This window comes from Achromobacter ruhlandii, from assembly GCF_902859695.1.
GTDB lineage: Bacteria > Pseudomonadota > Gammaproteobacteria > Burkholderiales > Burkholderiaceae_B > Achromobacter > Achromobacter ruhlandii.
Genome location: NZ_CADIJL010000008.1, coordinates 128,423 through 154,386 on the forward strand (window position 1 = coordinate 128,423; position 25,964 = coordinate 154,386).

Annotated in this window: 23 protein-coding genes and 5 pseudogenes; 16 read left to right on the forward strand and 12 right to left on the reverse strand. The window is 63.3% G+C overall.

Annotated features, from left to right (window positions below):
• Positions 1-49: 49 nt before the first annotated feature.
• The 4 genes from HV742_RS12600 to HV742_RS12615 all read left to right on the forward strand — a co-directional run bounded on the left by HV742_RS12600 (position 50) and on the right by HV742_RS12615 (position 3,780).
• Complete coding sequence (locus tag HV742_RS12600) at positions 50-409, forward strand: helix-turn-helix domain-containing protein (RefSeq protein WP_175145366.1); 360 nt, start codon at positions 50-52, stop codon at positions 407-409.
• Between the two features lie 668 nt (positions 410-1,077).
• Positions 1,078-1,362, forward strand: coding sequence for a helix-turn-helix transcriptional regulator (locus HV742_RS12605; RefSeq protein ID WP_175145367.1), 285 nt, complete (start codon positions 1,078-1,080; stop codon positions 1,360-1,362).
• A 257-nt stretch (positions 1,363-1,619) separates the two neighbouring features.
• Positions 1,620-2,564, forward strand: a complete 945-nt coding sequence (locus HV742_RS12610; RefSeq protein WP_175145369.1) for a site-specific integrase — start codon at positions 1,620-1,622, stop codon at positions 2,562-2,564.
• Positions 2,565-2,571: 7 nt separating this feature from the next.
• Complete coding sequence (locus HV742_RS12615; RefSeq protein WP_175145371.1) at positions 2,572-3,780, forward strand: DUF1173 domain-containing protein; 1,209 nt, start codon at positions 2,572-2,574, stop codon at positions 3,778-3,780.
• Between the two features lie 122 nt (positions 3,781-3,902).
• On the opposite strand, the pseudogene HV742_RS12620 reads toward HV742_RS12615, so the two are convergent.
• A pseudogene (locus HV742_RS12620) lies at positions 3,903-4,007 on the reverse strand (HU family DNA-binding protein); the annotation flags it as partial.
• A gap of 455 nt (positions 4,008-4,462) precedes the next feature.
• On the opposite strand from HV742_RS12620, the gene HV742_RS12625 reads away from it, so the two are divergent.
• The 6 genes from HV742_RS12625 to HV742_RS12650 all read left to right on the forward strand — a co-directional run bounded on the left by HV742_RS12625 (position 4,463) and on the right by HV742_RS12650 (position 12,104).
• Positions 4,463-4,831, forward strand: coding sequence for a hypothetical protein (locus HV742_RS12625; protein ID WP_175145375.1), 369 nt, complete (start codon positions 4,463-4,465; stop codon positions 4,829-4,831).
• Between the two features lie 157 nt (positions 4,832-4,988).
• Entirely contained in the window at positions 4,989-6,200 is a 1,212-nt protein-coding gene (locus HV742_RS12630; protein ID WP_217482382.1) for a TolC family protein, read from the forward strand.
• Positions 6,197-7,456 (forward strand): efflux RND transporter periplasmic adaptor subunit, encoded by a 1,260-nt coding sequence (locus HV742_RS12635; RefSeq protein ID WP_217482383.1) that lies wholly within the window; start codon positions 6,197-6,199, stop codon positions 7,454-7,456. Before HV742_RS12630 ends, HV742_RS12635 begins: the two co-directional genes overlap by 4 nt.
• A 12-nt stretch (positions 7,457-7,468) precedes the next feature.
• A complete protein-coding gene (locus tag HV742_RS12640) occupies positions 7,469-10,561 on the forward strand; it encodes an efflux RND transporter permease subunit (RefSeq protein ID WP_175145379.1) in 3,093 nt (1,030 codons plus the stop codon).
• A 43-nt stretch (positions 10,562-10,604) separates the two neighbouring features.
• Positions 10,605-10,943: a P-II family nitrogen regulator gene (locus HV742_RS12645; RefSeq protein ID WP_175145381.1), complete on the forward strand. Its 339-nt coding sequence runs from the start codon at positions 10,605-10,607 to the stop codon at positions 10,941-10,943.
• A gap of 51 nt (positions 10,944-10,994) precedes the next feature.
• A complete protein-coding gene (locus HV742_RS12650; RefSeq protein ID WP_175145384.1) occupies positions 10,995-12,104 on the forward strand; it encodes a S1C family serine protease in 1,110 nt (369 codons plus the stop codon).
• A gap of 533 nt (positions 12,105-12,637) precedes the next feature.
• Here HV742_RS12650 and HV742_RS12655 read toward each other — a convergent pair.
• From HV742_RS12655 to HV742_RS12670, 4 genes and pseudogenes are all read right to left on the reverse strand, one after another.
• Positions 12,638-12,916 (reverse strand): annotated as a pseudogene (locus HV742_RS12655) (transposase domain-containing protein); the annotation flags it as partial.
• A gap of 16 nt (positions 12,917-12,932) precedes the next feature.
• Positions 12,933-13,166 (reverse strand): annotated as a pseudogene (locus HV742_RS12660) (IS3 family transposase); the annotation flags it as partial.
• A complete protein-coding gene (tnpB, locus tag HV742_RS12665) occupies positions 13,160-13,441 on the reverse strand; it encodes an IS66 family insertion sequence element accessory protein TnpB (protein ID WP_175145386.1) in 282 nt (93 codons plus the stop codon). The pseudogene HV742_RS12660 and the gene tnpB, both read right to left, overlap by 7 nt.
• Entirely contained in the window at positions 13,438-13,893 is a 456-nt protein-coding gene (locus tag HV742_RS12670) for a transposase (protein WP_254601090.1), read from the reverse strand. Before HV742_RS12670 ends, tnpB begins: the two co-directional genes overlap by 4 nt.
• A gap of 96 nt (positions 13,894-13,989) precedes the next feature.
• Between HV742_RS12670 and HV742_RS12675 the strand changes: the two are divergent.
• The 6 genes and pseudogenes from HV742_RS12675 to HV742_RS12700 all read left to right on the forward strand — a co-directional run.
• Positions 13,990-14,227: pseudogene (locus HV742_RS12675) on the forward strand (transposase); the annotation flags it as partial.
• Between the two features lie 221 nt (positions 14,228-14,448).
• The gene (locus tag HV742_RS12680) at positions 14,449-15,618 is read left to right on the forward strand and encodes a hypothetical protein (RefSeq protein ID WP_175145388.1); all 1,170 of its coding nucleotides are present in this window, start codon (positions 14,449-14,451) and stop codon (positions 15,616-15,618) included.
• Between the two features lie 19 nt (positions 15,619-15,637).
• Positions 15,638-16,294, forward strand: coding sequence for a TerD family protein (locus HV742_RS12685; protein ID WP_175145390.1), 657 nt, complete (start codon positions 15,638-15,640; stop codon positions 16,292-16,294).
• 9 nt (positions 16,295-16,303) lie between these two features.
• Positions 16,304-17,284, forward strand: a complete 981-nt coding sequence (locus tag HV742_RS12690) for a hypothetical protein (RefSeq protein ID WP_175145392.1) — start codon at positions 16,304-16,306, stop codon at positions 17,282-17,284.
• A gap of 13 nt (positions 17,285-17,297) precedes the next feature.
• Positions 17,298-18,089 (forward strand): VWA domain-containing protein, encoded by a 792-nt coding sequence (locus HV742_RS12695; RefSeq protein WP_175145394.1) that lies wholly within the window; start codon positions 17,298-17,300, stop codon positions 18,087-18,089.
• A gap of 85 nt (positions 18,090-18,174) precedes the next feature.
• On the forward strand, positions 18,175-18,822 hold the full coding sequence (locus HV742_RS12700) for a transporter (RefSeq protein WP_302478790.1): 648 nt from the start codon (positions 18,175-18,177) through the stop codon (positions 18,820-18,822).
• 342 nt (positions 18,823-19,164) lie between these two features.
• Here HV742_RS12700 and HV742_RS12705 read toward each other — a convergent pair whose 3' ends face one another.
• The 7 genes and pseudogenes from HV742_RS12705 to HV742_RS12735 all read right to left on the reverse strand — a co-directional run bounded on the left by HV742_RS12705 (position 19,165) and on the right by HV742_RS12735 (position 25,875).
• On the reverse strand, positions 19,165-20,103 hold the full coding sequence (locus HV742_RS12705; protein WP_175145398.1) for a cation diffusion facilitator family transporter: 939 nt from the start codon (positions 20,101-20,103) through the stop codon (positions 19,165-19,167).
• A 238-nt stretch (positions 20,104-20,341) separates the two neighbouring features.
• Positions 20,342-21,157 (reverse strand): hypothetical protein, encoded by an 816-nt coding sequence (locus HV742_RS12710; protein ID WP_175145400.1) that lies wholly within the window; start codon positions 21,155-21,157, stop codon positions 20,342-20,344.
• A 65-nt stretch (positions 21,158-21,222) separates the two neighbouring features.
• Positions 21,223-21,669 (reverse strand): annotated as a pseudogene (locus tag HV742_RS12715) (DUF4337 domain-containing protein).
• Between the two features lie 322 nt (positions 21,670-21,991).
• Positions 21,992-24,505 carry a heavy metal translocating P-type ATPase gene (locus HV742_RS12720; protein WP_175145402.1) on the reverse strand — a complete coding sequence of 838 codons (2,514 nt, stop codon included), beginning with the start codon at positions 24,503-24,505 and terminating at the stop codon, positions 21,992-21,994.
• Between the two features lie 49 nt (positions 24,506-24,554).
• A complete protein-coding gene (locus tag HV742_RS12725; protein WP_175145404.1) occupies positions 24,555-24,767 on the reverse strand; it encodes a hypothetical protein in 213 nt (70 codons plus the stop codon).
• Complete coding sequence (gene flgB, locus HV742_RS32085) at positions 24,764-25,354, reverse strand: flagellar basal body rod protein FlgB (protein WP_217482384.1); 591 nt, start codon at positions 25,352-25,354, stop codon at positions 24,764-24,766. Before flgB ends, HV742_RS12725 begins: the two co-directional genes overlap by 4 nt.
• 95 nt (positions 25,355-25,449) lie before the next feature.
• Positions 25,450-25,875: a hypothetical protein gene (locus tag HV742_RS12735; RefSeq protein WP_175145406.1), complete on the reverse strand. Its 426-nt coding sequence runs from the start codon at positions 25,873-25,875 to the stop codon at positions 25,450-25,452.
• Between the last annotated feature and the right edge of the window lie 89 nt (positions 25,876-25,964).

Consider the following 25,964-nt stretch of genomic DNA (forward strand, 5'->3'; position numbering starts at 1 on the left):
TTTCGATAGTCCAGTGACCGTCATTCTTGTTGATTGAAAGGACAACACGATGGCGGTAAAGAAAAAAGACTCCGCCCGTCTGGCGAAGCGATTGGGGGGCAACCTATCGAAGCGGCGCAAACAGCTGGGATGGACACAGGAAATGGTTGCGGAGCGGGTAGGCGTTGACGCCGAAACCATTTCGCGCATTGAGCGCGGGGCGCATTTGCCGTCCCTGCCGACGCTGGACAGGCTTGCGGTGGCGCTGCGCTGTTCCGCCGGCGACCTGTTATCGAATGAAGGGCCCGAAGATGCCAGCGAAGCTGCAACCTTCGGTGCATGGATTTCCGAACTGGGGACTGATGATCGGGCATTCGTTATGACGGTCGTGCGGAATTGTTGTGAGCACTTGGGCAACCGCTCGAAATAGCCAATATTTCTACCCACAGGGGGGAGCATGAGCCGCACGGCCGCGAAATGTTATGCGTGAAACCCTCCAGTCACTCTCCCCGTGGGATGACTGGCAGGCGGACACCAAGGCGCCTGATGAGACGCAGACACAAATCATGGCCCCATCCGCCAACGCGGGCTTGAGCCGGATCGGCTTCGTTCGCGATTCGGCGCCTGGGCGGCAACCTTGATGACGGCGTGCCGGAATGGGTTCGGTACCGGTGCCATCTCCAATCGCTGGCGTGTGCGGCCCCTTTCGGCTGGCGCGTCCCGAGGCGTCTTGCGTCGGCCCACGGACCTCAATATCGTATCGACAGGTTCCACGTCCGCATGATCTGACGCCGTGGGCACCTTCACCGCACTCGTGGCGGCGTCGCAGTCGTTACCTGCCTGTTGCCCGACGATCCGCCGTCGCGCGTGCTGCGCGGTGCTGGTGCGGATCGGCTGATCTTTCCCGACCCGGATGCCCTTGGCCGTCATGCGGTGGGAGTCACTTTCTTGTTCATCCTTCCATGCCGTGCGACCGGGACGCCGGCGGCATGTCGTCGAGTTCTGCGTTCCCTATCGGCCCGCGCCATCCTGACCTAGCGCGGCCGCAACAGAGCAGGTCATGTCCTTTATCGGCACCCGCCGTGACGAGGCCCGATCATGCCCAACATCCGTACCATCCGTACCAGTACCGCCGCGAAGGTGGCGGCTTCCAGCGCTCGTACAACGACGCCTGCCGCTTCGGTTGCGACCCTGACGCTGCCCGAGACCGGCTTCCTGCGCCAGCCCCAGGTGCTGGCCTTCGTGCCCATCTCCAAATCGACGCTCTGGCGGCGCATCCAGGCTCGCACCTTTCCCGAGCCGGTCAAGCTTTCGGAGCGGGTGACCGTCTGGCGCGCGGAAGACATCCGCCGGTGGATCGCGCAGCAAGGCCAGCCCGGGTGAAGAGCAAGGCAATGAGCGGGGACAGGTGGGGCTCGGAACGGCGGCGTCGTTCGCGAATCGACCGGGTCGGCGCCGACCCGCCCCGTGCGTCGCGCGTGCGGTCATCGGTCGGGCCGGCCAGTTCTTCAGCGACGGCGGCGCGCTCGGCCTGATGACGAAATCCCGCGCCTTTCCCGGCGTTTTCGCCTGGCGAAGGGGGCGTCGGCGCTCGAACATTCGGGCTGATGACGATCGAGAGATGATGGGAGAAGCAAGACATGCAAGACAACGAGGAGATCAGCAAGCACCACGAGAACGCATTGCAATCGGTTGAGATGCTCCGTGCCGTCATCGGCGGCGAGACCTACGAGGCGGTGGCCAAGCGCTTCGGCGTATCACGCACGGCGGTCGAGCGGCGCATCAAGTCCGTCGCGGTCCAACTCACCCAGGTGGTGGGCGTGGATGGACTCAAGGAAGAAGGCGCGGCTTTCGTGCGGCGGCTGCGCCTGCATCGGGACGCGATCCTGGTCGCGCTGGAAGGCTTCGAGCCCCAACCGCCGGCAGGCGCCCGTCCGGCGCGCGTATTGTCGGCGGCGGAGGTGGCTCAGGGCGCAGTGCGCATCAAGGGCCGCACCAGCCGCACTTGGCACGACTTGGCCCTGTACTACCTGCTGTTCGCCACGGGTCTGCGTCCCCTCGAGATCGCACGGATCGAGGTCCGCGACTACCTGCATGCCGACGGCAGCGTATGCAGGGAATCGGAGTTGCGCACCGACGCGGCGATCAACGGCAAGCTCCGGCCGCTGTACTTCAGCAGCAGCCGGCTCGACGATGCGCTGGCTGCCTATTTCCGCGAGCGTCTCGCTGGCGGGCATGGCCTGGGTACGCCGGATGCCTACCGTGGCTTGGACCCGGGTAGCCGACTATTCCTTTCCCCGAGTGGCGAGCCCTACAAGATCACGCCCAACAATGGCGAGCCGGGGCAGAACCGCTACGTCTGCCGGGCGCTGCTGGAGATCTACCGCAAGTTGTTCCGCTACGCCGAACTCAAGGGGTTGAGCACCCAGTCGGCGCGCCTCACCGTGATATCGCGGATGTATGAGCGCGGGGCCGACGAGGATCAGGTGGGCGCGATCCTGGGCATCGGCGAGCGCAGCGCGGTGCGGGAGCTGTTGCCCAGGCCCAAGCCGACGCTGGCGGAGCTGCTCGATGAGTTGATTTGAGTTCGCCATGGACGCCCAACGTTTCGCCATCAAGGGCCGCGTGATAGGCGCGGACGATCCACAATTGCAGGAGGCGCTCGCCCACGTCTACGAGACACCCGAGCGGCCGAGATGCCTATGCGTGCCCGGCGGCGTCGAGATGTACGTGGCGCGGCATCGCCAGCTCGTGGTCAAGCGCATGCCGGACAGCGGCAGCGCCCACCATCCGGGCTGCCCTTCCTACGAGCCGGAGGTCCAGCAGTCCGGACTGGGCGAGCTGGTCGGTGAAGCGGTGCTGGAGTCGGAACCGGGCCGGGTCGAATTGCGGGTGGATTTTCCCTGGACACGGGTGCTCGGGCGCGGCGTGCCGCGCGGCGAACCTCAGGAGGTGGCGGAGATCGGCGTGCCACGGCGGCAGATGACGTTGCGGGCGTTGATGCATTTCCTGTTCGAGCGCGCGGGCTTCAACCGCTGGAGCCCGGCGATGGCGGGCAAGCGCAACCAGGGCGTGCTGCGCAAGTACCTGCTGGAGGCAGCCGAGGAGATCGTGGTCAAGGGCGTGCCGCTGGCCGAGCGCCTGTATGTGCCCGAACCTTTCAGCGAGAGCGCCAAGGCCGAAGCGGCCCAGCGCCGGCGCGAGAAACTGGCCGTGCTGCGCCCCAAAGACGGGCAGGCGCCCCTGGCCATCATCATCGGCGAGTTCAAGGCAAGCGAAGCCACTGCGCAGGGCCGCCGGGTCTGGATCCGGCACATGCCGGATGCGCCGCTGCTGATCGCTAACCGGAGTTGGGAGCGGATCGAGCGGGTGTTCGCGCCGCTGTTCGAGGCGCGCGATGCCGATATTGGCCACCACGTCCGAGTGGTCATGGCCGCCCTGATCCGAGATCGCCGCGAATACACCTACGAGATCGATGCGGTGAGTCTGATGCTGACGAGCGAGCAATGGATTCCCATCGAAGGCGTGCATGAAATTCCGCTGATCGACGCCCTTGTGGCCCAACAACGTCGCTTCGTCAAGCCGTTGCGCTACGATGCTCGAAGTGCAGCCATATTTCCGAATGCCTTGCTGCTGGATACCGGGGCGGCGCCGGTGCCGCTACACGTGTTTAGCGCCTTCATGGACCCCAAAGAACGAACAGCAAAGGAGAAGGCGATTGCGGCAGCCGGGCAGGATGCCTGGGTGTGGTCGACAGACCACCCGATGCCTTCCCTGAAAAATGCGGCGGACCCTCGCTAAAAGGAGTTGACGCTTGCAAAGCAGAACGCGCGTGTCGATCAATTCCTCAGCGACATTCCCTGGGGAGGCGCCGTCGCCATCACCCGTTCACGTAGTTCCTTCCCTGCCTTGAAGGCGGGCACCTATTTCGCCAGTGCCGTCACCGGCTGACCTGTTTTCGGGTTACGCGCTTGGCGGGTTGCGCGGTAGTTCAGGCTGCAACTTCCGAATCCGCGAATCTCCACTCGACCGCCCCGACGCGGTGTATTCCCACTGGCGGCAAGATTCGCTCCGGCATCAAGGTGCTCACGAAGAAGGCTGCCGGCGAGTTACCGCCGCGAGCGGGGTGGCCCAGATTTTCGAGAATCTGATGGCCCGCGCGCAGGGCCACGGTATCCGATGGGTGCAGTACCAGGCCTATGCAGACCAGTTCACACCTTGTTTTTGCATCCTGACAGTGAACAATGCGGCGGTGGCGGCTACAGTGAGCGTGGTGGAGGCAGAGCCCGGGCCGTTGGCGAAGATATGGAGTGCCTGCTGCGTGGCTATCTCGTTGCGATCACTCACGAAGATAGCAGCGGCGATGCGGAAATTGGTTTACCTGGAAGGGCTTACTTCAGGCGCGGACCGGCACTGGCGATGCATGCAGGGCTGGGCATGCGGTTCGATTGACGCCATATTCCGTTAGGAATAATCTCCTTCCATGTTCCGCTACTCACATTTCCGCTCGGTCCTTGCGATACTGCTGGCTTTCAGTCTGGTCAGCGCATCGTTGTGGAGCTATGGGGCCGAGGCAACTGCCGATTTACTGTCGGACGAGATGGCGCACTTTTCCGCCACGGGCCACCACGCCCAGCCGGACCACGAGTCCATCGGCAAGAATGGCGCCAACAAGCCCTGCAACCACGGCTGCCATGCCCAATTCCATTTGGCCGGGGCAGAATGCCACGACGAATCCTTCTCACCCATTCCCCCAGCAGGCGAGCGCTTTGATCCCCTGCGGGTGGGGCTGGTCCCGACCCGCCCGAACGAGGATCCCTTCCGGCCGCCTCGCAGCTTCTTTCAAGCCTGAGTCTTTTCCTTTGACCTAAGGCGGGCGCCGTTGGCGCCGGCCGGCTTGAAAGATTTATTCCATGCTGTCTTGCAGTTCCCTTGCTGCGGCACGTCCTTTAGGACACGCCTTCGCGCTCCTGGCCGGGGCTTGGCTCGTGCTCGCCGGTGCGCCTGAAGTGAGCTACGCCGCCACGCCCTTGACGTTGGACGAAGCGTGGCGTCTCGCCGAAGCCGCCAACCCGACGCTACGCACCGCACAGGCCAATCAGGCGGCGGCCGAGGGGCAACGCGCCGACACCCGCGGCCTCCTCTGGAACAATCCCCAGCTCTCCGCTGAAACCCTCCGCCGGGAGGGCCGGCAACCTGGGTTCTCCCAGGAACGATGGCGCGAGTGGAACGCCGGCCTTTCGCAGACTTTCGAAATCGCCGGGCAGCAGGGCCACCGCCGCGAGGCCGCCGATCAGGATCTGGCCGCCCTGCAGGCGGTACTGCAGGAGACGCATCGCCGGGTACGCGCCGACATCGAACAGCGTTTCGTCCGGGTGCTGGCCCTCCAGCTTCGCATCGCGACCGAAGAAGTAGCGCTCCAGCTGGTTGAGGACGCCGCCACCGCCGTCCTGAAGCGAGTAGCGGCCGGCGAGGATAGCCGGCTCGACGGCAACCTGGCCCTCGTCGAAGCGGAGCGCGGCCGCAACCAGCTCGCTGCCCTGCGCGAGCAGCTCACCGAGGTCCGCGCCGAATTGGCCAGCGCCCTACAACTGGCACCGGAAAGCTTGCCCGAGGTGGCCGGCGAACTGATGCCCAGTGCCGCGAACTACACCCTCGATCAGTTGCTGGCGACGGCCCTCGGACGGCCGCAGTTGCAGGCACTGGAGCGGCGCGAAGCGGCGGCCGCCAGCCGCCTTGGCCTGGAGCGCGCCTCGGCTTACCCCGACATCACCGTCGGCGTGACGGCAGGCCGGGAAGGGGCGACTGAGGCGCGGGAGAAGCTCATCGGCGTCAGCCTCTCGGTACCATTGCCGCTCTTTCGCCGCAATGCCACGGGCATCGGCAAGGCGACGACCGAGCTGACCCAGGCGCAGATCGAGCGCCAGGTGGCTGGCCGCGACATTCCCGCCCAGGTGCGCGCCCTGTGGCTCAACGTCGAGAGCCTGCGGGCCCGGGTGAAACGCCTGGAAGCCAACGTGCTGGCCAGCCTCGATCAGAACCAGCAGCTGTCGACCAAGTCCTATCGCGCCGGCGAGATCGGCCTCCTGCAGCTCATCGTGGTGAACCGCCAGGTGCTCGACGGGCGCCGCGACCTGATCGACGCTCGCAGCGAACTGCGCCTCGCCACCGTTGCCCTCCAAGCCGCCGCAGGCTGGCCGGCCGCGGGAGGGGCGCGATGAAAGCACTGCTGACGAATACCTATAACAAGAACTTTTCCGGGGTAAATCCCATGCCAATCCTTTCCCTACCGCGGGCCGCCGGGCTCGCCCTCCTGGCCGGCGCCTTCCTGCTGGGTGCCTGCAACCGACCGGATAGCCCGTCGGCCGAAGCGAAACCGGCCACATCTGTCCAGGAAAAGCCAGGCGCCGACAAGACGACGGACGAACACGGCGAAGCCGGGCAAATGAAGCTCTCCGCTGAGGAAATCGAGACTGCGGGCATCCGGGTCGAAGTGCTGAAGGCGCAGCCCGTTGCCGACCAGGTAGTGCTCACCGCCACCATCCGGGCCAACCAGGACCGCATCGCCCATGTCGCGCCCCGCGTCCCGGCCCGGATCGACCAAGTCTACGCCAACCTGGGCGACGATGTGAAGGCGGGCCAGCCGCTGGCCCGCCTCGACAGCATCGAGCTGGGCGAGGCCCATTCCGTCTATCGCCAGGCGCAGAGCCAGTTGGCGCTCGCCAAGGCCGACTTCGAGCGGGCGCAGAAGCTCAAGGCCGATGAGATCATCCCCGAGAAGGACTATCTGCGCGCCCGCAGCGAGTACGAGAAGGCCCGTGCCAGCCAGCGCGCCGCCGAAGACCGCCTGCAACTCCTGGACGCCGAGCACCGGGATTCGGAACAGGGACCGACTTCGCTCTTCTCGGTGAAGGCGCCGTTCGCCGGTACCGTCATCGAGAAGGCGGCGGTCCTGGGCGAATTGGCGCAGCCGGACAAGAGCCTCTTCACCGTCGCCGATCTGTCGACCCTGTGGATCGAGGCCAACCTGTTCGAGAAGGACCTCGGCCGGGTACGCCCGGGCGCACCGGCCACCGTGACCGTGAGCGCCTATCCGGGCGAAACCTTCCAGGGCCGGCTTACCTACATCAGCAGCATGGTGGACAAGGAAACCCGGGCGGTGCCGGCCCGAGTCGAGGTGCCCAATCCGGATCGGCGCATGAAGCCCGAGATGTTCGCCACCGCCGCCATCGCGACGGGGTCCGCGACCCCGGCGATGACGTTGCCGCAGGCAGCGGTGCTGCTGGTGAACGGCCAGCCCATGGCCTTCGTCCAGGAAGCCGGCGGCTTCGAGCCCCGCGCCGTCGAGCCTGGTGACAAGGTCGGCGACCGGGTCGTCATCAAGAGCGGCATTAAGAGTGGTGAAGTGGTGGTCGTGGCGGGCGCCTACGCGCTGAAAGCGCGGCTCCTCAAGTCGCAAATCGGCGACGAACACTGACGAGGTGCCCTCATGCTGAATTCGATTGTCGATCTCTCGCTGCGCTACAAGGTGCTGGTGCTGCTGGGATTCCTGCTCGTCGTGGTCTTCGGGGTGCAGGCGTTCCGCACGGTGCCGGTGGACGCCTTCCCGGATGTGACACCGGTCCAGGTCAATATTTATACCGAATCCCCAGGGGTCGCCGCCGAGGACGTCGAGAAGCTCCTCACTTTTCCGGTGGAAACCGCCCTGGCCGGTCTGCCCGGGGTCGACGAAATCCGCTCGGTGTCCTTGTTCGGCCTGTCCTACGTGAGCGTCTATTTCAAGGACAACGTAGACATCTATTTTGCCCGCCGCCTGGTCAGCGAAAAGCTCCTCGAAGCGAAGGAGCGGATTCCCGAAGGCTATGGGGAACCGACCCTGGGGCCGAACACCTCGGGACTCGGGCAAGTGTTCTGGTACACCATCGAGTCGGCCGACCGGAAGCTCTCGACCATGGACTTGCGCACCCTACAGGACTGGACCGTGCGACTCATGCTGCGCACCGCGCCCGGCGTGGATGACGTGACTTCGTGGGGGGGCGACGAGAAACAGTTCCAGGTGCTCATCCAGCCCCAGAAACTGATCAAGTACGGCCTGACCTTCAAGGCGGTGATGGAGGCCCTGGCCGCCAACAATCGCCAGGTGGGCGGCCAGTACCTGAATCTCGGCCAGGAGCAGTATCTGGTACGCGGCCTCGGTCTGGTCACCGGCTCCCGCGACATCGGCAACATCGTGATTACCCAGCGCGAAGGGGCCCCCGTCTACGTGCGCGACGTGGCAGAAGTGAAAGAAGCCCCCAGCCTGCGTTTTGGCGCGGTCACCAAAGATGGCCGGGAAGTGGTATTGGGGCTGGCGCTGGCGCGCATCAACGAGAACGCCAAGAACGTGGTGGATGCGGTGAAGGCCAAGCTCAAGGTGGCCCAGCAGGCGCTGCCCAAGGGGGTCACCATCACCCCGGAATACGACCGCACGGAGTTGGTGGAGAAGGCGCTGAAGACGGCGGAAAGCGCCCTCCTGGAAGGTTCGATCCTGGTCGCGCTAATCCTCTTCCTGTTCCTCGGGGAAATCCGCTCGGCCGTGGTCGTAGTCGTGACCCTGCCGCTCGCCATGCTCATCGCTTTCATCCTGATGCAATATGTCGGGATGTCCGCCAACCTGATGTCGCTGGCGGGGCTGGCTATCGGCATCGGCATGATGGTGGACGGCGCGGTGGTCATGGTGGAGAACAGCTTCCGGCTCCTCTCCCATCAGGCCGGCAAGCCGGTCAACAAGACGCATGTGATGCTGGAAGCGGCGCGGGAAGTGATCAACCCGATCGCGTTCGCCATCCTGATCATCATCGTCGTCTTCCTGCCGCTCTTCTCCCTGACCGGTCTGGAGGGCAAGCTCTTCAAGCCCATGGCGCTCACCATCGCCTTCGCCATGCTGGGGTCCCTCATCCTGACACTGACCCTCGTTCCGGTACTGGCGGCGCTGATCCTGAAGCCGAAGGAAGAGAAGGATACTTTCATCCTGCGCCATGCGAAGCGTATCTATCTGCCCTTGCTGGACTGGGCGCTTGACCGGAAAAAGACCGTGATCGGCGGCGCCCTGGTGCTACTGGCGGCGGCGCTGGCCCTGTTTCCCTTCCTCGGCAAGGAATTCATGCCGACGCTGCAGGAGGGCACCATCCTTTTCCGCGTCACCGGCATTCCTTCCACCTCGCTGGAAGAGAGCATCGCCGTCTCGAAACGCATCGACGCCGTGCTCAAGGAGCATTTCCCCCAGGTGACCTCGACCCTCGCCACCATCGGCCGCGCCGAGAAGGGCGAAACAGCGGATGTGAATTACATGGAAATCCTGATGACCGCGAAACCGGTGGATGAATGGCCCAAGCGCCTATCCATGCCGGAACTCGCCCGTGAAATGCAGGAAACCCTGGAAAAGGCCGTTCCCACCGTGGTATTCGGCGCCACCCAGCCGATCCAGATGCGGGTCGAGGAACTGATTTCCGGCGTACGCGCCACCCTGGCCCTCAAGGTCTATGGAGAGGATCTCGCCACCCTGGATCGCCTGGCTGGGGAAATGAAAACCGTGCTCGACAAGGTGCCCGGCGCGGCGGACCTTTCTCTGGAAGCCAACAAGGGCAAGCCGCAGATGGTGATCAAGGTCAACCGCGACGAAGCGGCCCGCTATGGCATCAACGCCGACGAAATCCTCGAAGTGGTGCAGGCCGGCATCGGCGGCAAGACCGTGTCGACGGTGATCGACGGCACCAAGCGCTTTGCTCTCCAGGTGCGCCTGGACGCAGCCTTCCGCGACAGCCCGCAGGCGATTGCCGACATCCCCATCCGCACTCAGTCCGGAGCGCTGGTGCCCCTGTCCCGGGTGGCGACGGTGGAGATGAACGAAGGTTATTCCTTCGTGCGGCGCGAACAGCTGCAGCGCTATGCGGTGATCCAGCTGGACGTGCGGGGCCGCGACGTGAACGGGTTCGTCCAGGAGGCTGAAGCCCGCATCCGGACGCAGGTGAAGCTGCCGGCCGGCTACTGGACCGAGTGGGGCGGCGCCTTCGAGAACCAGCAGCGGGCCATGGCCCGGCTGGCGGTGATCGTGCCGCTCACCATCGGGCTCATCTTCATCCTGCTCTACACTGCCTTCAACTCGCTGACCCATGCCACCCTGATCATCGCCAACGTGCCCTTTGCCGTCATCGGCGGCGTTTTCGGCCTGGCGCTGACCGGCCAGTACGTGTCGGTGCCATCGGCCATCGGCTTCATCGCCGTGTTCGGGGTGGCCATGCTGAACGGCATCGTGCTGGTGTCCTTCCTCAACGACCAGCGCCGGCACGGGGCGTCGATTCGCGAGGCGGTGCGCCAGGGGGCCGCCCTGCGCCTGCGGCCGGTGCTGATGACCGCTTCGGTCGCCATCCTGGGCCTCATTCCCATGCTGCTTTCGCAGGGGGTGGGTGCCGAGACCCAGCGCCCGCTGGCCACCGTGGTGGTCGGCGGGCTGTTTACTTCGACAGCGCTGACGCTGCTCCTGCTGCCGCTCATGTATGAATGGGTGGAGTCCCGGCGGGAGCGCAGCAACCCCTCAACCTGACCGCGGTGGCTCCACTCGCCGGGGCCGCCGCATGGAGAACGACATGAAAGAGATCAAGGCACTCATCCGCCAAGACCGCATCGCCGACGTGCTCGAAGCATTGCGGGATTCGGGGCTGTGCAATTGCGCCGGGAACTCCGCTTGCCACAACATTACCGCCTCCCGGGTGCAACATCCCTTCGCCGGCACCGATACGGCGCAGCAGCACTACGCGATGGATCTCGCGGAACCCGTCGTGATCGAGTACAAGCTCGAACTCCTGTGTAGCGATGACCTGGTGGACACCTTGGTGGACGTGATCGCCAAGGCGGCGCACACCGGCCAGCCCGAACCGGGATGGATCCTGGTCGGCGCCATCGAGCGCGCAATCAAGATATCTTGAGGAGCAAGGGATGACAGCCAATCCATCCGCCGCAACGCTCCTGGCGAAACCATGAATAGGCGCTTCTGGCTGCTCCTGGTCGCCCTGGCCGGCATCGGGCTCCTGGTCTGGTCCTTCCTCTCGGAGCGAGGCGGGGGGTGGGCGATGCGGGAAGTCATCACGATCAAGGAAACAGCTCCACCACCCGCGACGACAGGCCCATATAGCTTCCGCCAGGCGGCACACAAAGCCATGTCCTCGGTCGTGAATGTCTATACCCTGAAACAGGTCGTTACCCGGCGCGGTCCGGGTTTCAGCCATCCCTTCGGGCAGCCGTTCGGCGGGCCGGCACCGCAGCCGGCGAGCAGTCTCGGTTCGGGGGTCGTCGTCAGCGCCGACGGTTACATCCTCACCAACAACCACGTGGTCGAGGGCGCCGATGAGATTGCAGTCGCCTTCCCGTCGGGGGAAGCGGCCGAGGCTCGCGTGGTCGGGGTCGACCCGGAAACCGACCTGGCCGTGCTGAAGATCGAGGCCAAGGGGCTGGTTCCCGCGACTTTCGCCGACCCAGCCAGCGTCGAAGTCGGCGATCCGGTCCTGGCCATCGGCAACCCCTTCGGCATCGGGCAGACGGTCACCCTGGGCATCGTCAGCGCCACCGGGCGCAACCGGCTCGGCATCAATACATTCGAGAATTTCATCCAGACCGACGCGGCCATCAATCCCGGCAATTCCGGCGGGGCGCTGGTGGATGCCTCCGGCGCCCTCATTGGCATCAATACGGCGATCTTTTCCCAAAGCGGCGGCTCTCAGGGCATCGGCTTCGCCATCCCGGTCAGCATCGCCCGGCAGGTCCTGGAGCAGATTCTCAAGACCGGGCGGGTCGAACGCGGCTGGCTCGGCATCGATGCTCGGGAAATCCGCCGCGAGAACGGGCGCCCGGAGGTGGTCATCGCCGGCGTACTGCGGGGTGGCCCGGCCGATGTGGGCGGCATCAGGCCGGGTGATGTCGTCGTCGCCATTAACCAGCGGCCGGTCACCGACACGGTGGACCTCATCAACCAGATCGCTGCAGTCGCACCGGGCAGTTCGCTGGGAATCTCGGTCAGGCGTGACGGATCCGAACTGCCGTTAAGGCTGCGTGCGGGCAAGCGGCCGGCGCTACGCGGCGTCGAACAATAGACGGATGGACGGGAAAAACTCGCGCTTGGGTTCGCTACCGGCCCGGGTTTTCTTGGCGGGCGCTGCTTCTCGGTCACCGATTTTCTCTTGGCATGCTTGGCATATCACCCTATTGAGGGTCGTCTCAGAAAACGGGAAATCAAGCACGCTAAGCCGGTTGCAGCGGTCGTAACGGCCTGTACGAGATCCTCGATCTCTTCACGACTCATTACGGCCATCAGGTCGACCACTTCTACGATAACCTCGTTCATGCTAAAACTGCAGTTGAAATCGCCTGGCACCTCGAAAGGGTTGTGCCACAATGGTTTCGAGTAAATCAGCGTTGCTGTAGATCAGTTGGACAAAAATCCAGAAAAACCTTGCAGCACAGCGGTTTCCACGTACCCCTCCGTTCAACTGAGTTTTCTAGGTTCATCCTGATCCGAACCCCAAGCCCCGGGACGACGATCCGCCGTTCTGATCCTCATGCGATCAACTCAACAATGCCGTCGGCATAAACCTTTGGCGGCGTTTCTCGTTGCCTTGTAAGCGTTCTACGCTACCGCACCGCTCGGCGGGTTGGCCCTGAGCGGCAGCAGTTCATCGATCCTGCTATAAGGCCAAGTGGGGAGTTTTTCGAAAGTGTCCCTGAGCCAGGCGTACGGCTCCAAGCCATTGAGCTTTGCCGTGGCCAGCAAACTCTGAATCGCTGCTGCTCGGCGACCGGCCCGCTCGGAGCCGGTGAATAACCAGTTGCGGCACCCCGGCGTGATCGGCCGGATGGAATTTTCCGCCGGGTTGTTGTCAATCGGCAAATCCCCATGATCGAGATGAATCGCCCCGGCTCTACTAGACACTCTGTAGCCGGTTGAAATACTGGTTTTCGAACTCTACCGGAGAAACGTCGTTTGCATAGCCATGACGACGTTTCGGGTTATAGAACATCTCGATGTAGTTGAAGACATCTCGGCGCGCTTCCTCGCGGTCGAGATAGGTTTTGCGGCGAATGCGCTCGCGCTTGAGTAGCTGGAAGAAACTCTCTGCGACCGCGTTGTCGTAGCAATTTCCCCGGCGGCTCACAGCCATCGCCATTCGGCTTGGCTCAGGGTACAAGCGGCATCATTACTTTGCGGCCAGGTGAAGCGACCTTGATGCAAACGCCGAACACATAACCAGACACCGGTGCCGTCCCAGACCAGCAATTTGATCCGATTGCCGCCCCGATTGCGAAAGACGTACGCCGTACCGTCGCAAGGTGATCGCCCCAGTGCTTGCTGAATTTGTTGTGACAGGCCGTCAATGCCCCGGCGCATATCGGTCGGCTCGACGACCAGCCAGAATTGCTCCGGCCGGATCATGGCAAAATCTCGCGCAACCACTGCGCACAGGCATTGGCCTGGCTAACCGGCCAGGTGATGTGAATCGTTGTTTCCGGGCGGCGGATTTCGATCTGGAGGTTGGCTGCAGATTCCGGCTCCGGTGTGCGGAGCGTTATGGGAACCAGGGTGGTCGACGGCGGGGGCTTCGCTGATTCGTGCGACATCTTGCCCGGTGCTGTGGTGGCGGCCGTTTGTTGATCGCGATGGACCTTGACCCAGCGACGCAGGTAATTGGCGTTGAGTTGGTTGGCTAACGCAATGGCTGCGATCGATACGCCGGGTTGCAGGCAGGCTGCTAATTGCTTGGGCCTTGAATTCGGGAGAATGGCGGCGACGAGGCCGATACGCAGGAACGGTGATGAGGTTTGTGTCCATGTGTCCACCAAAAATGTTGTGGACACAATGCTCGCCGTTGCCAACTGGATCAGCAATGAGGTCGGGTTAGACGCTTTCGTTGCCTTTCGATTCTCCGACCACCATCACCGTCCGTGACCATCGGAACATCAAATCAGGTGACCATACTTAGGCAGGTCGAGCTGCTCTTCAAGTGGATCAAGCAGCATCTTCGTATCAAGAAATTCTACGGCACGTCGGAGAATGCGGTGAAGTCGCAAATCTGGATCGTCGTATCGGTCTATGTCCTGGTTGCCATCGTCAAAAAAACGTCTCGGCCTCGATGCCTCGCTCTACACATTGCTACAGATTTTTTCGCTCACTCTGTTCGAGAATATGACCATCCAGCAAGCCTTTGCGGGAAACGACTAAATTCCAGAGCAGGGCAATAACAGCAATCAAATGACTTTATTCGCGTTCTAACCGGACACTGCTGATACAAGTGTGCCAAACTTACCGGTGGGTAAAGATCGTAGTCTACCGCGTAATTTTTGAGCAAGATGGACTTTCCGGGGTTTTAGCCAAAAACTCCCAACATTGACCATGCGGGATGGGCGGTGTTATTCCCGATCCGACCGGCAGAGGAGAAATTAGTGGAACGCAACATCGCCCCTACCGTAGTGCCACCGCCCTCGCCAAGGCAGGGCCCCCTCGTGCAAGATTCCTTGGAGACCGGAGCCATCGTGCTCCGGCCGGAGCAGGTGCCGCAAGCCGAGCAGGCGCTTGCCGCGCTGGACTTCGCGGACGTTCCATCCGGCGACATCATCAAGATCGGCCTCGGTGCCGAACAGGCGCTGCAGAAGACCCTCGACGGCTTCCTCGCCCGGCTCGACAAAAAGACGGCGTCCAAGGTGTTCGCTCTCTTCGGGCGCCTGGAAAAAGGTGTCGATGACGCCAAGCTGCCTGAAATCCTGGAGAAGATCCAACAGGGTGAAGCCCCGGGGTTCTTCGCCGGCCTGTTCGCCAAGCTCACCGGCCGCAAGCCCGAGGAAGCCTTTCGCGAGTTCATGCAGGAGATCGGCGAGTTGATCTCGATCCGGACGCAGACGCTGGCCGACGAGATGGTCCGCCTGGAGGGAGAACTGTCCAAGGAAATGAAGACGCTGTTCGGCGAACTGCAGGCGCTGGAGAGCCTCAAGCAATCGTACGGCACGCACTTCGCCAGTTTCACCGTCGATGCTGCAGTGGCGCGGGCGTTTCTCGAAAAGGCCCGGCAGTACGTAGCGCAGCAGACTGTGGCAGCGGACCCTGCCGACGTGTCCGCCCAGGCACGGTTGCGTGAGTTGCAGGACAAGCTCAGCCTGCTGGAAAGTCGGGCCCTTGCGCTCGAAGGCACCTATACGCGCCTGCCGGCCGACCAGATGGTGATCCAACAGATCGAGGCCGCCGGAATCGCGACGCTGCAGGAGACCGCCACAACGGTGTCCTCGCGCTTCGCGTCGATCAAGATGACCTTGCTGGCTATCCACGGTGCATTCGCGGTCAAGTCGGTGCAGCAGATCGCCGAGCGCCAGGCGCGCCTCGACCAGCAATTGACGCAACTGCGCGGCCAGGCCACCAAGGACGTGGCAATCGCCGCGGCCAAGGCACCCGGTGACAACCGTGTCGCGCAGGCGCAGCAAATCGCCGCGATCATCACGCAGACGCGCGAGATCCACGAACTGGTCGAAACCGCAAAGCAGGAAACCGAAGCGAAGTTCGAGGCGGCGCGGCAGATGTTCGAGCAGTCGCGAGCCGAGCTCGCGGCGCTGCGCAAGGTATGACAACAACCCGGAGAAACCCATGCTCACACTAACCCTTGACAAGCCCGGTGCCGCGCCGGCCCGCAAGCTGCAACTCTCGCTCAACAAGGGCGCTACGTTCAAGGTGACCGTCGCATGGCAGTGCGACGCCCGCCATCAGGACGACATCGACATCCATGCGCTCGAGGCACGCAACGGCGGCAATGGCGCGAAGGTCACGGTGCTCGAAGAGATCCTGTCCACCTACAACACGACGAAGATGAGCCCGAAGACCGGCGTGCTGCCAACCGCGGCCGACGGCTCCTTCGCCACGCCCACGGGCGGGCTGCGGCACTCCGGCGACGTCCGGGTCCAGGGCAACACCGAAACCATCGTCATCGATGGCTCGAAACTTCCTGCGGGCGTGAATGAGATCCCCCTCTTCGCCACCGTCCACAAGGCCGAACACACCGCGGGGCACGACGAGGGCTCCGCGGCCGAGGACGAGGCGGCCTTCGCTGACATTGAGGTCTGCACCGTCACCATCGCCGACGAGAGCGGGCGCGAGCTGGGCGCCTACCAGCTGTCCAAGGAATTCGGCGAGTTCAACGTGGTGCAGCTGGGCAGCATCATGCACGGCGACAACGGCTGGGAGTACGCGCCTGTCGGCCGCGGCTTCACGGGAACGTTCAACGACGTTCTGGGCCACTTCTCCTGAAGGCCTGCTGTGCCGCCCACGAAGGACAAGTTGCGTCCGACGGTCATCGGCGCCCCGGGCGCTTCGCTGCGCACCCCCGCGGGGGCCGCGCCGCGAGCGCAGGACGTCCTGTCGCCGGCGCGTCGTGTCCCCGCTGCCACGCCGGTGGTGCGGCAGCCGACGGCCATCCCAGGTGCCGAACGAAAGCGGATCGAAGTGGCTGTGTCGGATTTGCAAGCGTTGTCGCCAGGCGCAGCTGCCGGGGTATACCAGCAGGCGCGAGCGCTGGTCGGCGCATTCGTCGTCGACAAGGCTTCGCAGCGCAAGGCGATCCTGTGGGGCCACAACCTGCAGCAGGCGCACGGCGACCTCGTCACCGAGATGCTTGCCCTTGCGCGCAGCCCTGTGCTGCGTCAGGTGGAGGGCTACCTCGCGCGAATGATGGACATTCTGGGATCGATCGACCTCATGGCCGTCTGCGGACATGGCGGCGACAGTCTCGTGGGCCGGCTGTTCCAAGGCATCAACAGCCGGATCGACACGCCGGGCGAACTTGCCCAGGCCCAGGCCGAGCTGGAGCAGCTGCTGGCACTCATGGGTGGCGCACTCGACCCCCTGCTGGATCTGAAGGACCGGCTGCTGCGCCTGTCCGGGTCGATGGAGGGGACCGCGGCACAGGTCGAAGCTTCTGCCATCGGCGCCCTGTTCCTGTCGGAGCGCCTTCGTCAGGACGACGCCGCACTGGCGCAGTGCTTCGTGGAGCGCAGCATGAGTCTGACGCAGACCCTGGCGCAGATGCGGCAAGCCGGCTCCACGCGAGAAATGCAGATCGAGCAGCCGATCCGCCTGATCGGCGCCATCCAGAACGTTGCGCTGGTCGTGATGCCGGCGTTCATCGGCAGCATCGCGTCCATCGCCACCCTCACCGCCAGCAAGACCACGATCTCGCCGACCGAAGCCGGCGAACTGGCCTATCGGCTGCGGGACATCATCAGTCAGTTGAAACCCTGAACCAGGAGCAAACATGAACAGCAAACTCACACTGAATCTGGACAAGTCGGCCAACGCGCTGCGCTTGGCGCTCGACAAGGCCGGCGTGGTGGCGAACGTGAAGGCGGAAACCGCCGCGATCATCGACGTCTCCGGCTCGTTCGAGCACGAACACGAGGAGGGCACGACCAGCATCCTGATCGAGCGGCTCGTACCCTACTGCATGGTGCTCGACCCGGACCGCAAGATGGACGTCTTCACCTTCAGCGCCGGCGAAGACAGCGCCCACTACGTGGGCGCGGTGACGCCCGACGATGCGCGCGACTACGTCACGCGCAACATCGTCGACCGGGTTCCGGGTTGGAACGGCGGCACGACCTACAGCTTCGTGCTCGAGCGCGCGCTCGAGCACTTCGGCTGGAAGGTGTGCGAGGAGGCACACCGCTCATCCCAGGGCGCCGGCTTTCTCAGCCGCCTGTTCGGCTGGTCGGCGAGCGGGCATGAGCACGGCACCCCACACACGCACGAGAAGAGGCGCTCGCTCGTGCTCTTCATCACCGACGGCGAAAACGACAGGAGCGATGAGGCGCGCACCATGCGCATCCTCGAGGAATCGCAGAAGCGCGGCGACCAGGTCTACTTCCTGTTCATCGGCGCCTGCGAAGACAAGGGCGTGACGTTCGAATTCGTGCAGAAGATTGCACACCGGTTCAGGAACACCGGCGTGGTGGTGATCCGCGATCTCGAAGCCTTCGTGGCGCAGTCGGACGAGGAACTCAACGCCACCCTGCTGGGTCCCGAACTCGTCGAGTGGCTCAAGTCGTAGCCGGCAGGGGGTCGTCCCAGCTTGCCCTTCCCGGCGCGGGCAAGACCAGAGTCGGCGCCGCCTCCGGCCCGACGCGGCCTCGTCGATGCCTGCGGGCGCTGGCTTGGGGCATCACGCTGCAACTGGCCGCAGCGGCTGCTGCAGCGCAGCCGCTGGACGACTACATCAAAACCCTGACCGTCCCGGCATCGCCGACGGCAGCAACGTCGTCGGGGCTGGCCGCATTCAAGTGGTGACCGGGCTGCAGCGGGAATACCGCAGCAGCAATGGCGCGCAGTCCCGGACGCTGTTCCTGCCCACGCTGCTGAGAATGGGGCTGAGCGAGAATTTCGAGTTCCGCATCGAGAGCAACACCTGTACCCGGACGACGGAGACCGACTCGACGCAGGGGACGGCAAGAGCCGAGGGCATCGCGCCCGTGTCGGTGGGCCTCGAGTACCACTTCATCGACGCTGACGGTCGGCAACAACCGTCGGTGGGCGTCATCGCTCGCGTCTTCCCCCGATACGGCACGCGCGATTTCCAGACGACACGAGCCACCGGCGACTTCAGGCTCGTGGCGGACTGGGATTTCTTGCCGGAGTGGTCCCTGAACCCGAACGTCGGTGTCGCCCTGTACGAAAGCAGTGACCGCCGCCTCCTATACGCGGCTGGGTTGTTCGCTGCGACACTCAATTTCAACCCCAGCAAGAGCTTGAGCTTTTTCATCGACACGGGGACTCCAGTCTTCTGAAACGAGACACGGGCGAAGCGCCGCCGCGGCCTTTTCTGGCTGGCCGGCCTCAGGAAGCGGTTTTGATCGGCGCGTGGCGGCGAACCGCTGCATGCGGTCGCAGACTCATCGCAGCGTCGGCTCCGGGCTTGGCCGCGTCTCGAATCAGCTGGTCCTACCCGCGCAGGGCCGGTGCAGGGACCCACTGGGCACGGCACGTGCACCTCGCCCTCCGTCGAAGGTTCTTGGTGCCCCGCCTGCCCATGGAAGCCGGGAAACCGAAGAATCATGTCATTGAAGCCCGCGAGCGCGACGAACCGAACCGGGACGGCTGCGCGCGGGGCTTGCGCCATGTTCGCCGGACTACACAGCGCGAGCGCCCTCGGTCGCGGCGCTGTCGGCATCCTCGATCTCGATCGTCGTGTGTGACAGAGCAAACCGGGTGGCCATGGCCCCGCGCGCCGCGGCGAGCACGGTCGTGGCGTCCGCGCCGCCATCGACGACGAGGTGGCCGCTCATCGAGTCCAGGCCGGAAGTGATGGTCCACACATGCAGGTCGCGCACCGCAGTCACTCCGGGGATCGCGAGCAGCGTGCGCTCGAGCAGCGCGACGTCGACTTCGGGCGGTGTGCCTTCCATCAGGATGTGGATAGCCTGCTTGAGCAGGGTCCAGGTGCGCGGCAGGATGAGCAGCCCGATGCCGGCGCCGATCAGCGGGTCGGCAAGCTTCCAGCCGGTGAAGATGATGATGCCGGCGGCGACCAGCACGCCCAGCGAACCCAGCATGTCGCCCAGCACCTCGAAGTAGGCGCCCTTCACGTTGAGGCTTTCCTTCGAGCCGGCCGCCAGCAGCTTCATGCTGATGAGGTTGACCACCAAGCCGGCTGCGGCCACCGCCAGCATCGGCACACCCAGAATCTCGAGTGGATTGAGGTAACGCTGGTAGGCCTCGTAGAAGATGTAGACCGTCAACAGCAGCAGCACGACGGCATTGGTGAGCGCGGACAGCACTTCCATCCGCACATAGCCGTAAGTCTTCTGTGGCGTGCGTGGGCGCTCCGAGAAGCGGATCGCCAGCAGCGCCAGCGCCAGCCCGCCGGCATCGGTCAGCATGTGTGCGGCGTCGGCCAGCAGGGCCAGGCTGCCGGTCCACAGGCCGCCGACAACCTCGATGGCCATGAAGGCCGAAGTCAGTGCCAGCGCCCAGGTGAGGTTCTGCCGGTGGCGCCCCGCTGCCGTACCGGAGGGTTTGCTGTCAGGCAGACGAGTTGCTGGAGTCGTTACTTGAGGCGCATCGATCATGTTCTTCCTTCTGGGGTAGGTGTAAGGATTCCTTCGTAAATGAATAAGATCGCCGGGAAACCCTTGTCACGCTTGAGCATCAGACGTGAAAACCCCCGGCAGCAACTGCGCGTGGGTTGAGATTTGATGAATCATACGGGCAGAGATCGGTCGCTAATCACGTACATTTTTACACTGCGATTCTTACTGCAGGTCCCTTTGGCCAACTTCCAAGGCACGAGGAGAGATTCGCGACGAGCTAGTGGCCATTTTCTGCATTGCCCGTGCGCCGCTTTAGGTGCTCGGCAGTCCGCTCAACCTGGAACAGGCTGATGTCGTCTTGCGTACTCCCTTTGGGGTGGAAAGGCGTGCTGATTACCTCAATAAGCCTCAAGATGTAAATGAAGACAAATGCGATCAGTCCTATGGCGACGAAGGAGGTCGAGAATGGCTCAAGGGCCGTCAGGAGCAGAAGACCGATGGTGCCGAGCAGCACTGACTTCGCCAGAAAGAACGCCGACGGGATGAAGCGGATCGACTGGATGTAGTTGACGCGGAACAGATTCCGAACCAGTTGCGCTTGCTCCTGCTTCAGCTTGACAATGTAGTTGGGCGGCACTTCGGCCTTCTCCATCTGCGCGAAGAACTCCCCCAGCGCAAACACGTGATGGTGGGTCTCCCTGTTGCCCGACACTACATCGTCGCGCAAGCTGTCCAGCGCCGCGAGCAGTCCTTCGCGGAACCGCTCAATGTCCAACGGGTAGCGGCGACTGATCAAGAGCACGTCCTCGTACATATTCTCGACGATAGCCGTGAATTCCGCGGGAAGCCGCTCGCTTTCCTTGTAGTCTGCGATGGTGGCCGACAGGATGAACCCGAGGATGAAGAAGCCACCTGCGACCGCGGTGGCGTGTAGGGGGCTCAAGACCAGCATCTCCCAACCAAGCAAGTGAACGACGAGTTTCAGCCCGAGCACCAGCGCGAGCCACGCCAGGCTTCGAATGAAGATCTGCTGCTTGGATATCCAAGCTCTCATACGAGGAATTTGCAACATTTCAAGTTGAACCTTGCCCAATCTACGACTATGCACGAGCGACTCGGAGCCTCCGCGAATATTTTTTCGCAGCCAACTGATAAACATCAAGATAGTAGGCGTATCAGGCCTGCGGGGTGAATCGCCCAACCGAGTAAACCTGCCAACCCCATTACGGCGCCAAATCCCGTCGGGATCAGCGCGACAAAGTAGAGCCAGCGCTGATGGGTCAGCGCCGTCACCGCCAGCAATGCAATCGCAATTGCCAGCAAGGCATCGGAAAGATCAAATTAATCATCGCGATAATTGCCTGAGTCATAATCCTTCTGATCCTGTTCGGCCTTGATGCGCAATTCTTCTTTTTTCTTGTTTTGCTCTGCAGCCAGTTTCTCGTATGTCTGGATGGCATCGATATAGGCCGCTTGTTCCGGTGGCGCTTTTCCTGCCGCAGCCAGTCTCAGCTGAACGCCAGCGGCTTGGGCGATTTCTTCGCGAATATTGCGTGCCTGATAAAACGCCCAGCGGTCCAGCTTGTTGGCCTGCGCCTGCTGCATTCCCTGAACCCCATGAAGGTGCGAGGAAAGCGACGGTGATCGCCACTAGCATATTCAGGCGCGCCACACTGCGTTCGCTGGCCTGCATCTGGTTGGCCTGTTCCACAGCATCTAAAACGGTAATTTCCATTGCTGAATCGCCTGATGAAATGAATAAATGCCGACACGTATTTTACCCGGCTTTGACACCGCCAAGTCACACGTCCAGCGCAAGGCCTTGATCGGCACGGCTTTCTAGATAATCAACACGTTAATTTATGTTTCTTGAAAGTCTGCATCGGCTCGGACAAGTTGACTCAGGGATTCGGTGTGCGGTCTGCTGTCAAGCGGCAGCCGCACTCGGCACCGCACCAGCGGCCGCCCGCTCAGCCGTCTTGTAGGCCAGCAGTCGCAACGCGTTGGCCACGACGATCAGCGTCGAGCCTTCGTGGAACAGCACCGCGGTGCCGATGTTCAGGCCGAAGATCGTGGCCGGGATCAGCACCGCGACGACACCCAGGCTCACATAGAGGTTCTGCTTGATGATACGGCTGGTGCTGCGCGACAGGCCGACAGCGAAAGGCAATTGCGCCAGGTCGTCGGCCATCAGCGCGACGTCGGCGGTTTCCAGCGCGACATCCGAGCCCGCCGCACCCATCGCGATGCCCACTGTCGAGTTGGCCATTGCCGGCGCGTCGTTGACGCCGTCGCCGACCATCGCGACCTTGCCGTGCTGGTCACGCAGCGCCTTGATCGCATCGACTTTGTGCTCGGGCATCAGATCGCCGCGCGCCTCGGTCAGGCCCACACTCTTGGCCACCGCCTCGGCCACTTGCTGGTTGTCGCCAGAAATCATGATCAGTCGCTCGATGCCGAGCTCGCGCAGTTCGGCCATCACCCGCGCGGCCTCCGGCCGGGGCGTATCCATCACTGCGATGACGCCCAGGAACCGCTGTCCATGACGCACCACCATCGTCGTGCGGCCCGCGGCAACCAGCTTGTCATTGGCCGCTGCCACCTCGGGCGGCAGCGTCGAATCGGGCAGTTCGGAGAATAGCACCGGCTTCCCGATCACCGCCGTCTCGCCTGCGACCTGCGCCTGCACACCGCGGCCGGTAATGCTTTTGACGTCGGACACAGCAGGCAGTGCGACCCGTCCGCCCAGCCGCTCCGCGGCACCGGTGACGACGGCCGAAGCCAGCGGATGGTCGCTGCCCTGTTCGACCGCCTGGGCCAGGGCCAGCAACTCGTCTTCGCTAACCCCGGGCATCGCCACCACATCCGTCAGCCGCGGCTTGCCTTCGGTCAATGTGCCGGTCTTGTCGAAGGCGATCGAAGTCAGCGTGCCCAGGTTCTCGAGCGGCCCGCCGCCCTTGACCAGCACTCCACCGCGGCCAGCGCGAGCCACGCCGCTGAGGACGGCGCTCGGCACCGAGATTGCCAGCGCGCACGGGCTGGCCGCCACCAGCACCGCCATCGCACGGTAGAAGCTGGCTGAGAACGGCTCGTCGATCACCACTCCAGCGAACAGCAGCACCACCACCAGCACCAGCACTGCCGGCACAAAAAGGCGCTCGAAGCGTTCGGTGAACTGCTGCGTTGGCGAGCGCTGCGCCTCGGCCTCGGTGACCATCTTTACCACCCGCGCCATCGTCGATTGCTCGGCGCGGCGGGCGACCATCACCTCGATCGCGCCCGAGCCGTTGATCGTGCCGGCAAAGACGCGATGCTCGGCGCTAACGCGGTCGAACGCGGCCAGTGCCGCCGGCGCGTCGGCCACTGGCCGCTTGTCGACCGGAACGCTCTCGCCCGTCACCGGCGCCTGGTTGACGCTGGTCGTCCCGACCACCACCACGCCATCGGCAGGCAGTCGTTCGTTGGGGCGCACGATCACGACGTCGGCCACCTGCAATGCGGCGACGGCGACTTCCTCGGTTCCGGCGGCGCGGCGCACGGTGGCTGTCTCTGGTGCCAACTTGGCCAGGGCTTCGATCGCCTTGCGGGCGCGGCCCATCGCGTAGTGCTCCAGCGAATGTCCCAGACTGAACAAGAACAACAGCAAGGCGCCTTCGGCCCACTTGCCAAGCGCTGCAGCGCCGATGGCGGCCACCAGCATCAGCGTGTCGATCTCGAAGCGCCTTGCGCGAAGGTTGTCGAACGCTTCGCGAACCGTGTAGTAGCCGCCGAATAAATAGGCCGCGACGTACAGCGCCGTAGGCAGCCACGCCGGACTGACGACCACGCGTTCGAGCAGCCAGCCAACACCCAGCAGCGCGCCGGCAGTGCCGGCGAAGACGAGTTCGGTCATCTCACCGAATGGGCCGCCGGCGTGCGAGTGGCCGGCATGGTCACCGGCTGCCTTGGCGTGGTCGTGACCGGCGTGGTCGTCCGCTTTCGCCGCGTCTGCCGGTGCCGCATCGGGCGCCTTGAGGCCCAGCGTGGCGGCGTGTTCCAGCAAGACCTGCGCCGACACCTTCTGGCGGTCGTATTCGATCCGCACCGCGCCCGAAGCAGCGACATCAGCTTCGAGCACGCCAGGTATACTGCGCAGCCCGTCGGCGACGCTGCGCGCGGCACGCGCATGAAGCGCTGCGTCGGCGCGCACGACCAAATGCCCGAAGCGCTCGCTGATCTCCGCGCCCGCGGCATGAACCAGTTCTCGGACGCGGCCGATGTTGATCTGTGCCGGGTCGTAGTGGATGCACAACTGCGGCGCGTCGGCGTCGCGCGCGACATGCGCCTCGGAGATACCGGGCCTTCCCGACAGCGCGGCGATCAGTCGGCCGACGCAGCGGTCGTCGGCGTCGGGCAGGAGCAGCGGCAGGTCGAGCCGCAGCCGGGTCGTTGGTTCGTTCATTGGCACTCTCTTTCGTTGTTATGCTGCAGGGCCGACTGGTCAAAGCATTTCATCGGCGGACCATCACTGCGCCTGTCACTGGCGATAATATTTTTGAAGCCATCGCGGATGGCACCTTGAACTGGGTAACGGCCGCTGCAATCGGCTTAGCGTGCTTGATTTTCCATTTTCCGAGATGCCCCCTATTGGGCGAGTGCTCTTTCTGCAGCGTATATCGACCGATGCTCAGCGATCCCATCTTAACGACATTGAACCGGCTCATTTGAGAGCTCTTAGCAGTTCCAGCATATCTTTAAATTCTCCGCCCACGCGATCCAGAGTAAATTGGTACATGATTGCGTTATCAGAAAACTTAGATCGCTCCACATCCATCTCGACGGTGTTGCCGTCGGCACTGATCTGGTTTGGCTCCTGATATTTGATCGCAACTCCTTTATAAGATCCCCCCGCTGGATCTGAGGCAATATGCGATGGGGATGTTGTAGCCAAACCCGGAAAGGATCCCGTTGTATATTGGGCTTTCTTCATGGCCTCATTGAGGTCGATATCGATAGCCTTGTAACCGGGAGTATCAGCGTTCGCGATATTTGAAGCGATTAACTGCTGGCGATAAGCCCGAATACCGAGCGCCATTTCCATGAAATTCTTCGACGAAGGCCCTGCATCGGAAACCGGGAAGTGACGAGGGTTGCCTTTTGACGCATCGTCTCCTCGGCGTTGTATCGCTTGCCCTAAAGCGTTTGCGAAAGAATCGGTAAGCGGCGAAGTCCCTTGGACGTCTGGACGATTTTCAGCATGCCGTATAGAAATATCGGAAGAGGCATTATCGGGGCGATTAATCGGCTGCATGGCGCTCCTTCGATCAACTGGGCAATTGGCGGGGACGGACAGGCAAGTGGTTTGCTATAACTGACCGGTCCCGCTTGGACTCTTGAGATAAGCAACTACCTTAGGGTGAACCGAACAACCTGACTCGCTTTGTCGCCAAGTTTCACCAAAGCCGCCGCCTTCATGCCGGGCTGGATCTTGAAGGCCCCTTGCGCCTGCAGCTTGTTGCCCCCGGCCGGCAGCAATTTGGCTTCTGTTTTCTCAGATGCGGACAGCAACGTCATCGTCGCTGACGCGTTCTTGGTATCTACCGGCTGATCATGGTCGGTGACGTAGAGCGTGAGGGCATCGGCCTTCGCCACCAACTCATAGTTGATGTCCTTGACGACCGATACGATGCCGCCATGCTGCGGTTTGACGTCGTGGGCGTGTGCCTGCCCCGGTTTTTCGTCATGGGCGTGGCCCTTGTGATCGTCCGCGGCCGAGGCCTGGTGGATGGCGCAAAACGCAGCGAGAACGGTGATGGCATGCGATAGCTTCATGGGGTTGCTCCCTTTGGGTTGATAACTTGATGAATGGCGATGCGGCTCTTCCCCGTACCCGGGCGTGCCGGCGACATAGGTGCAGCCCC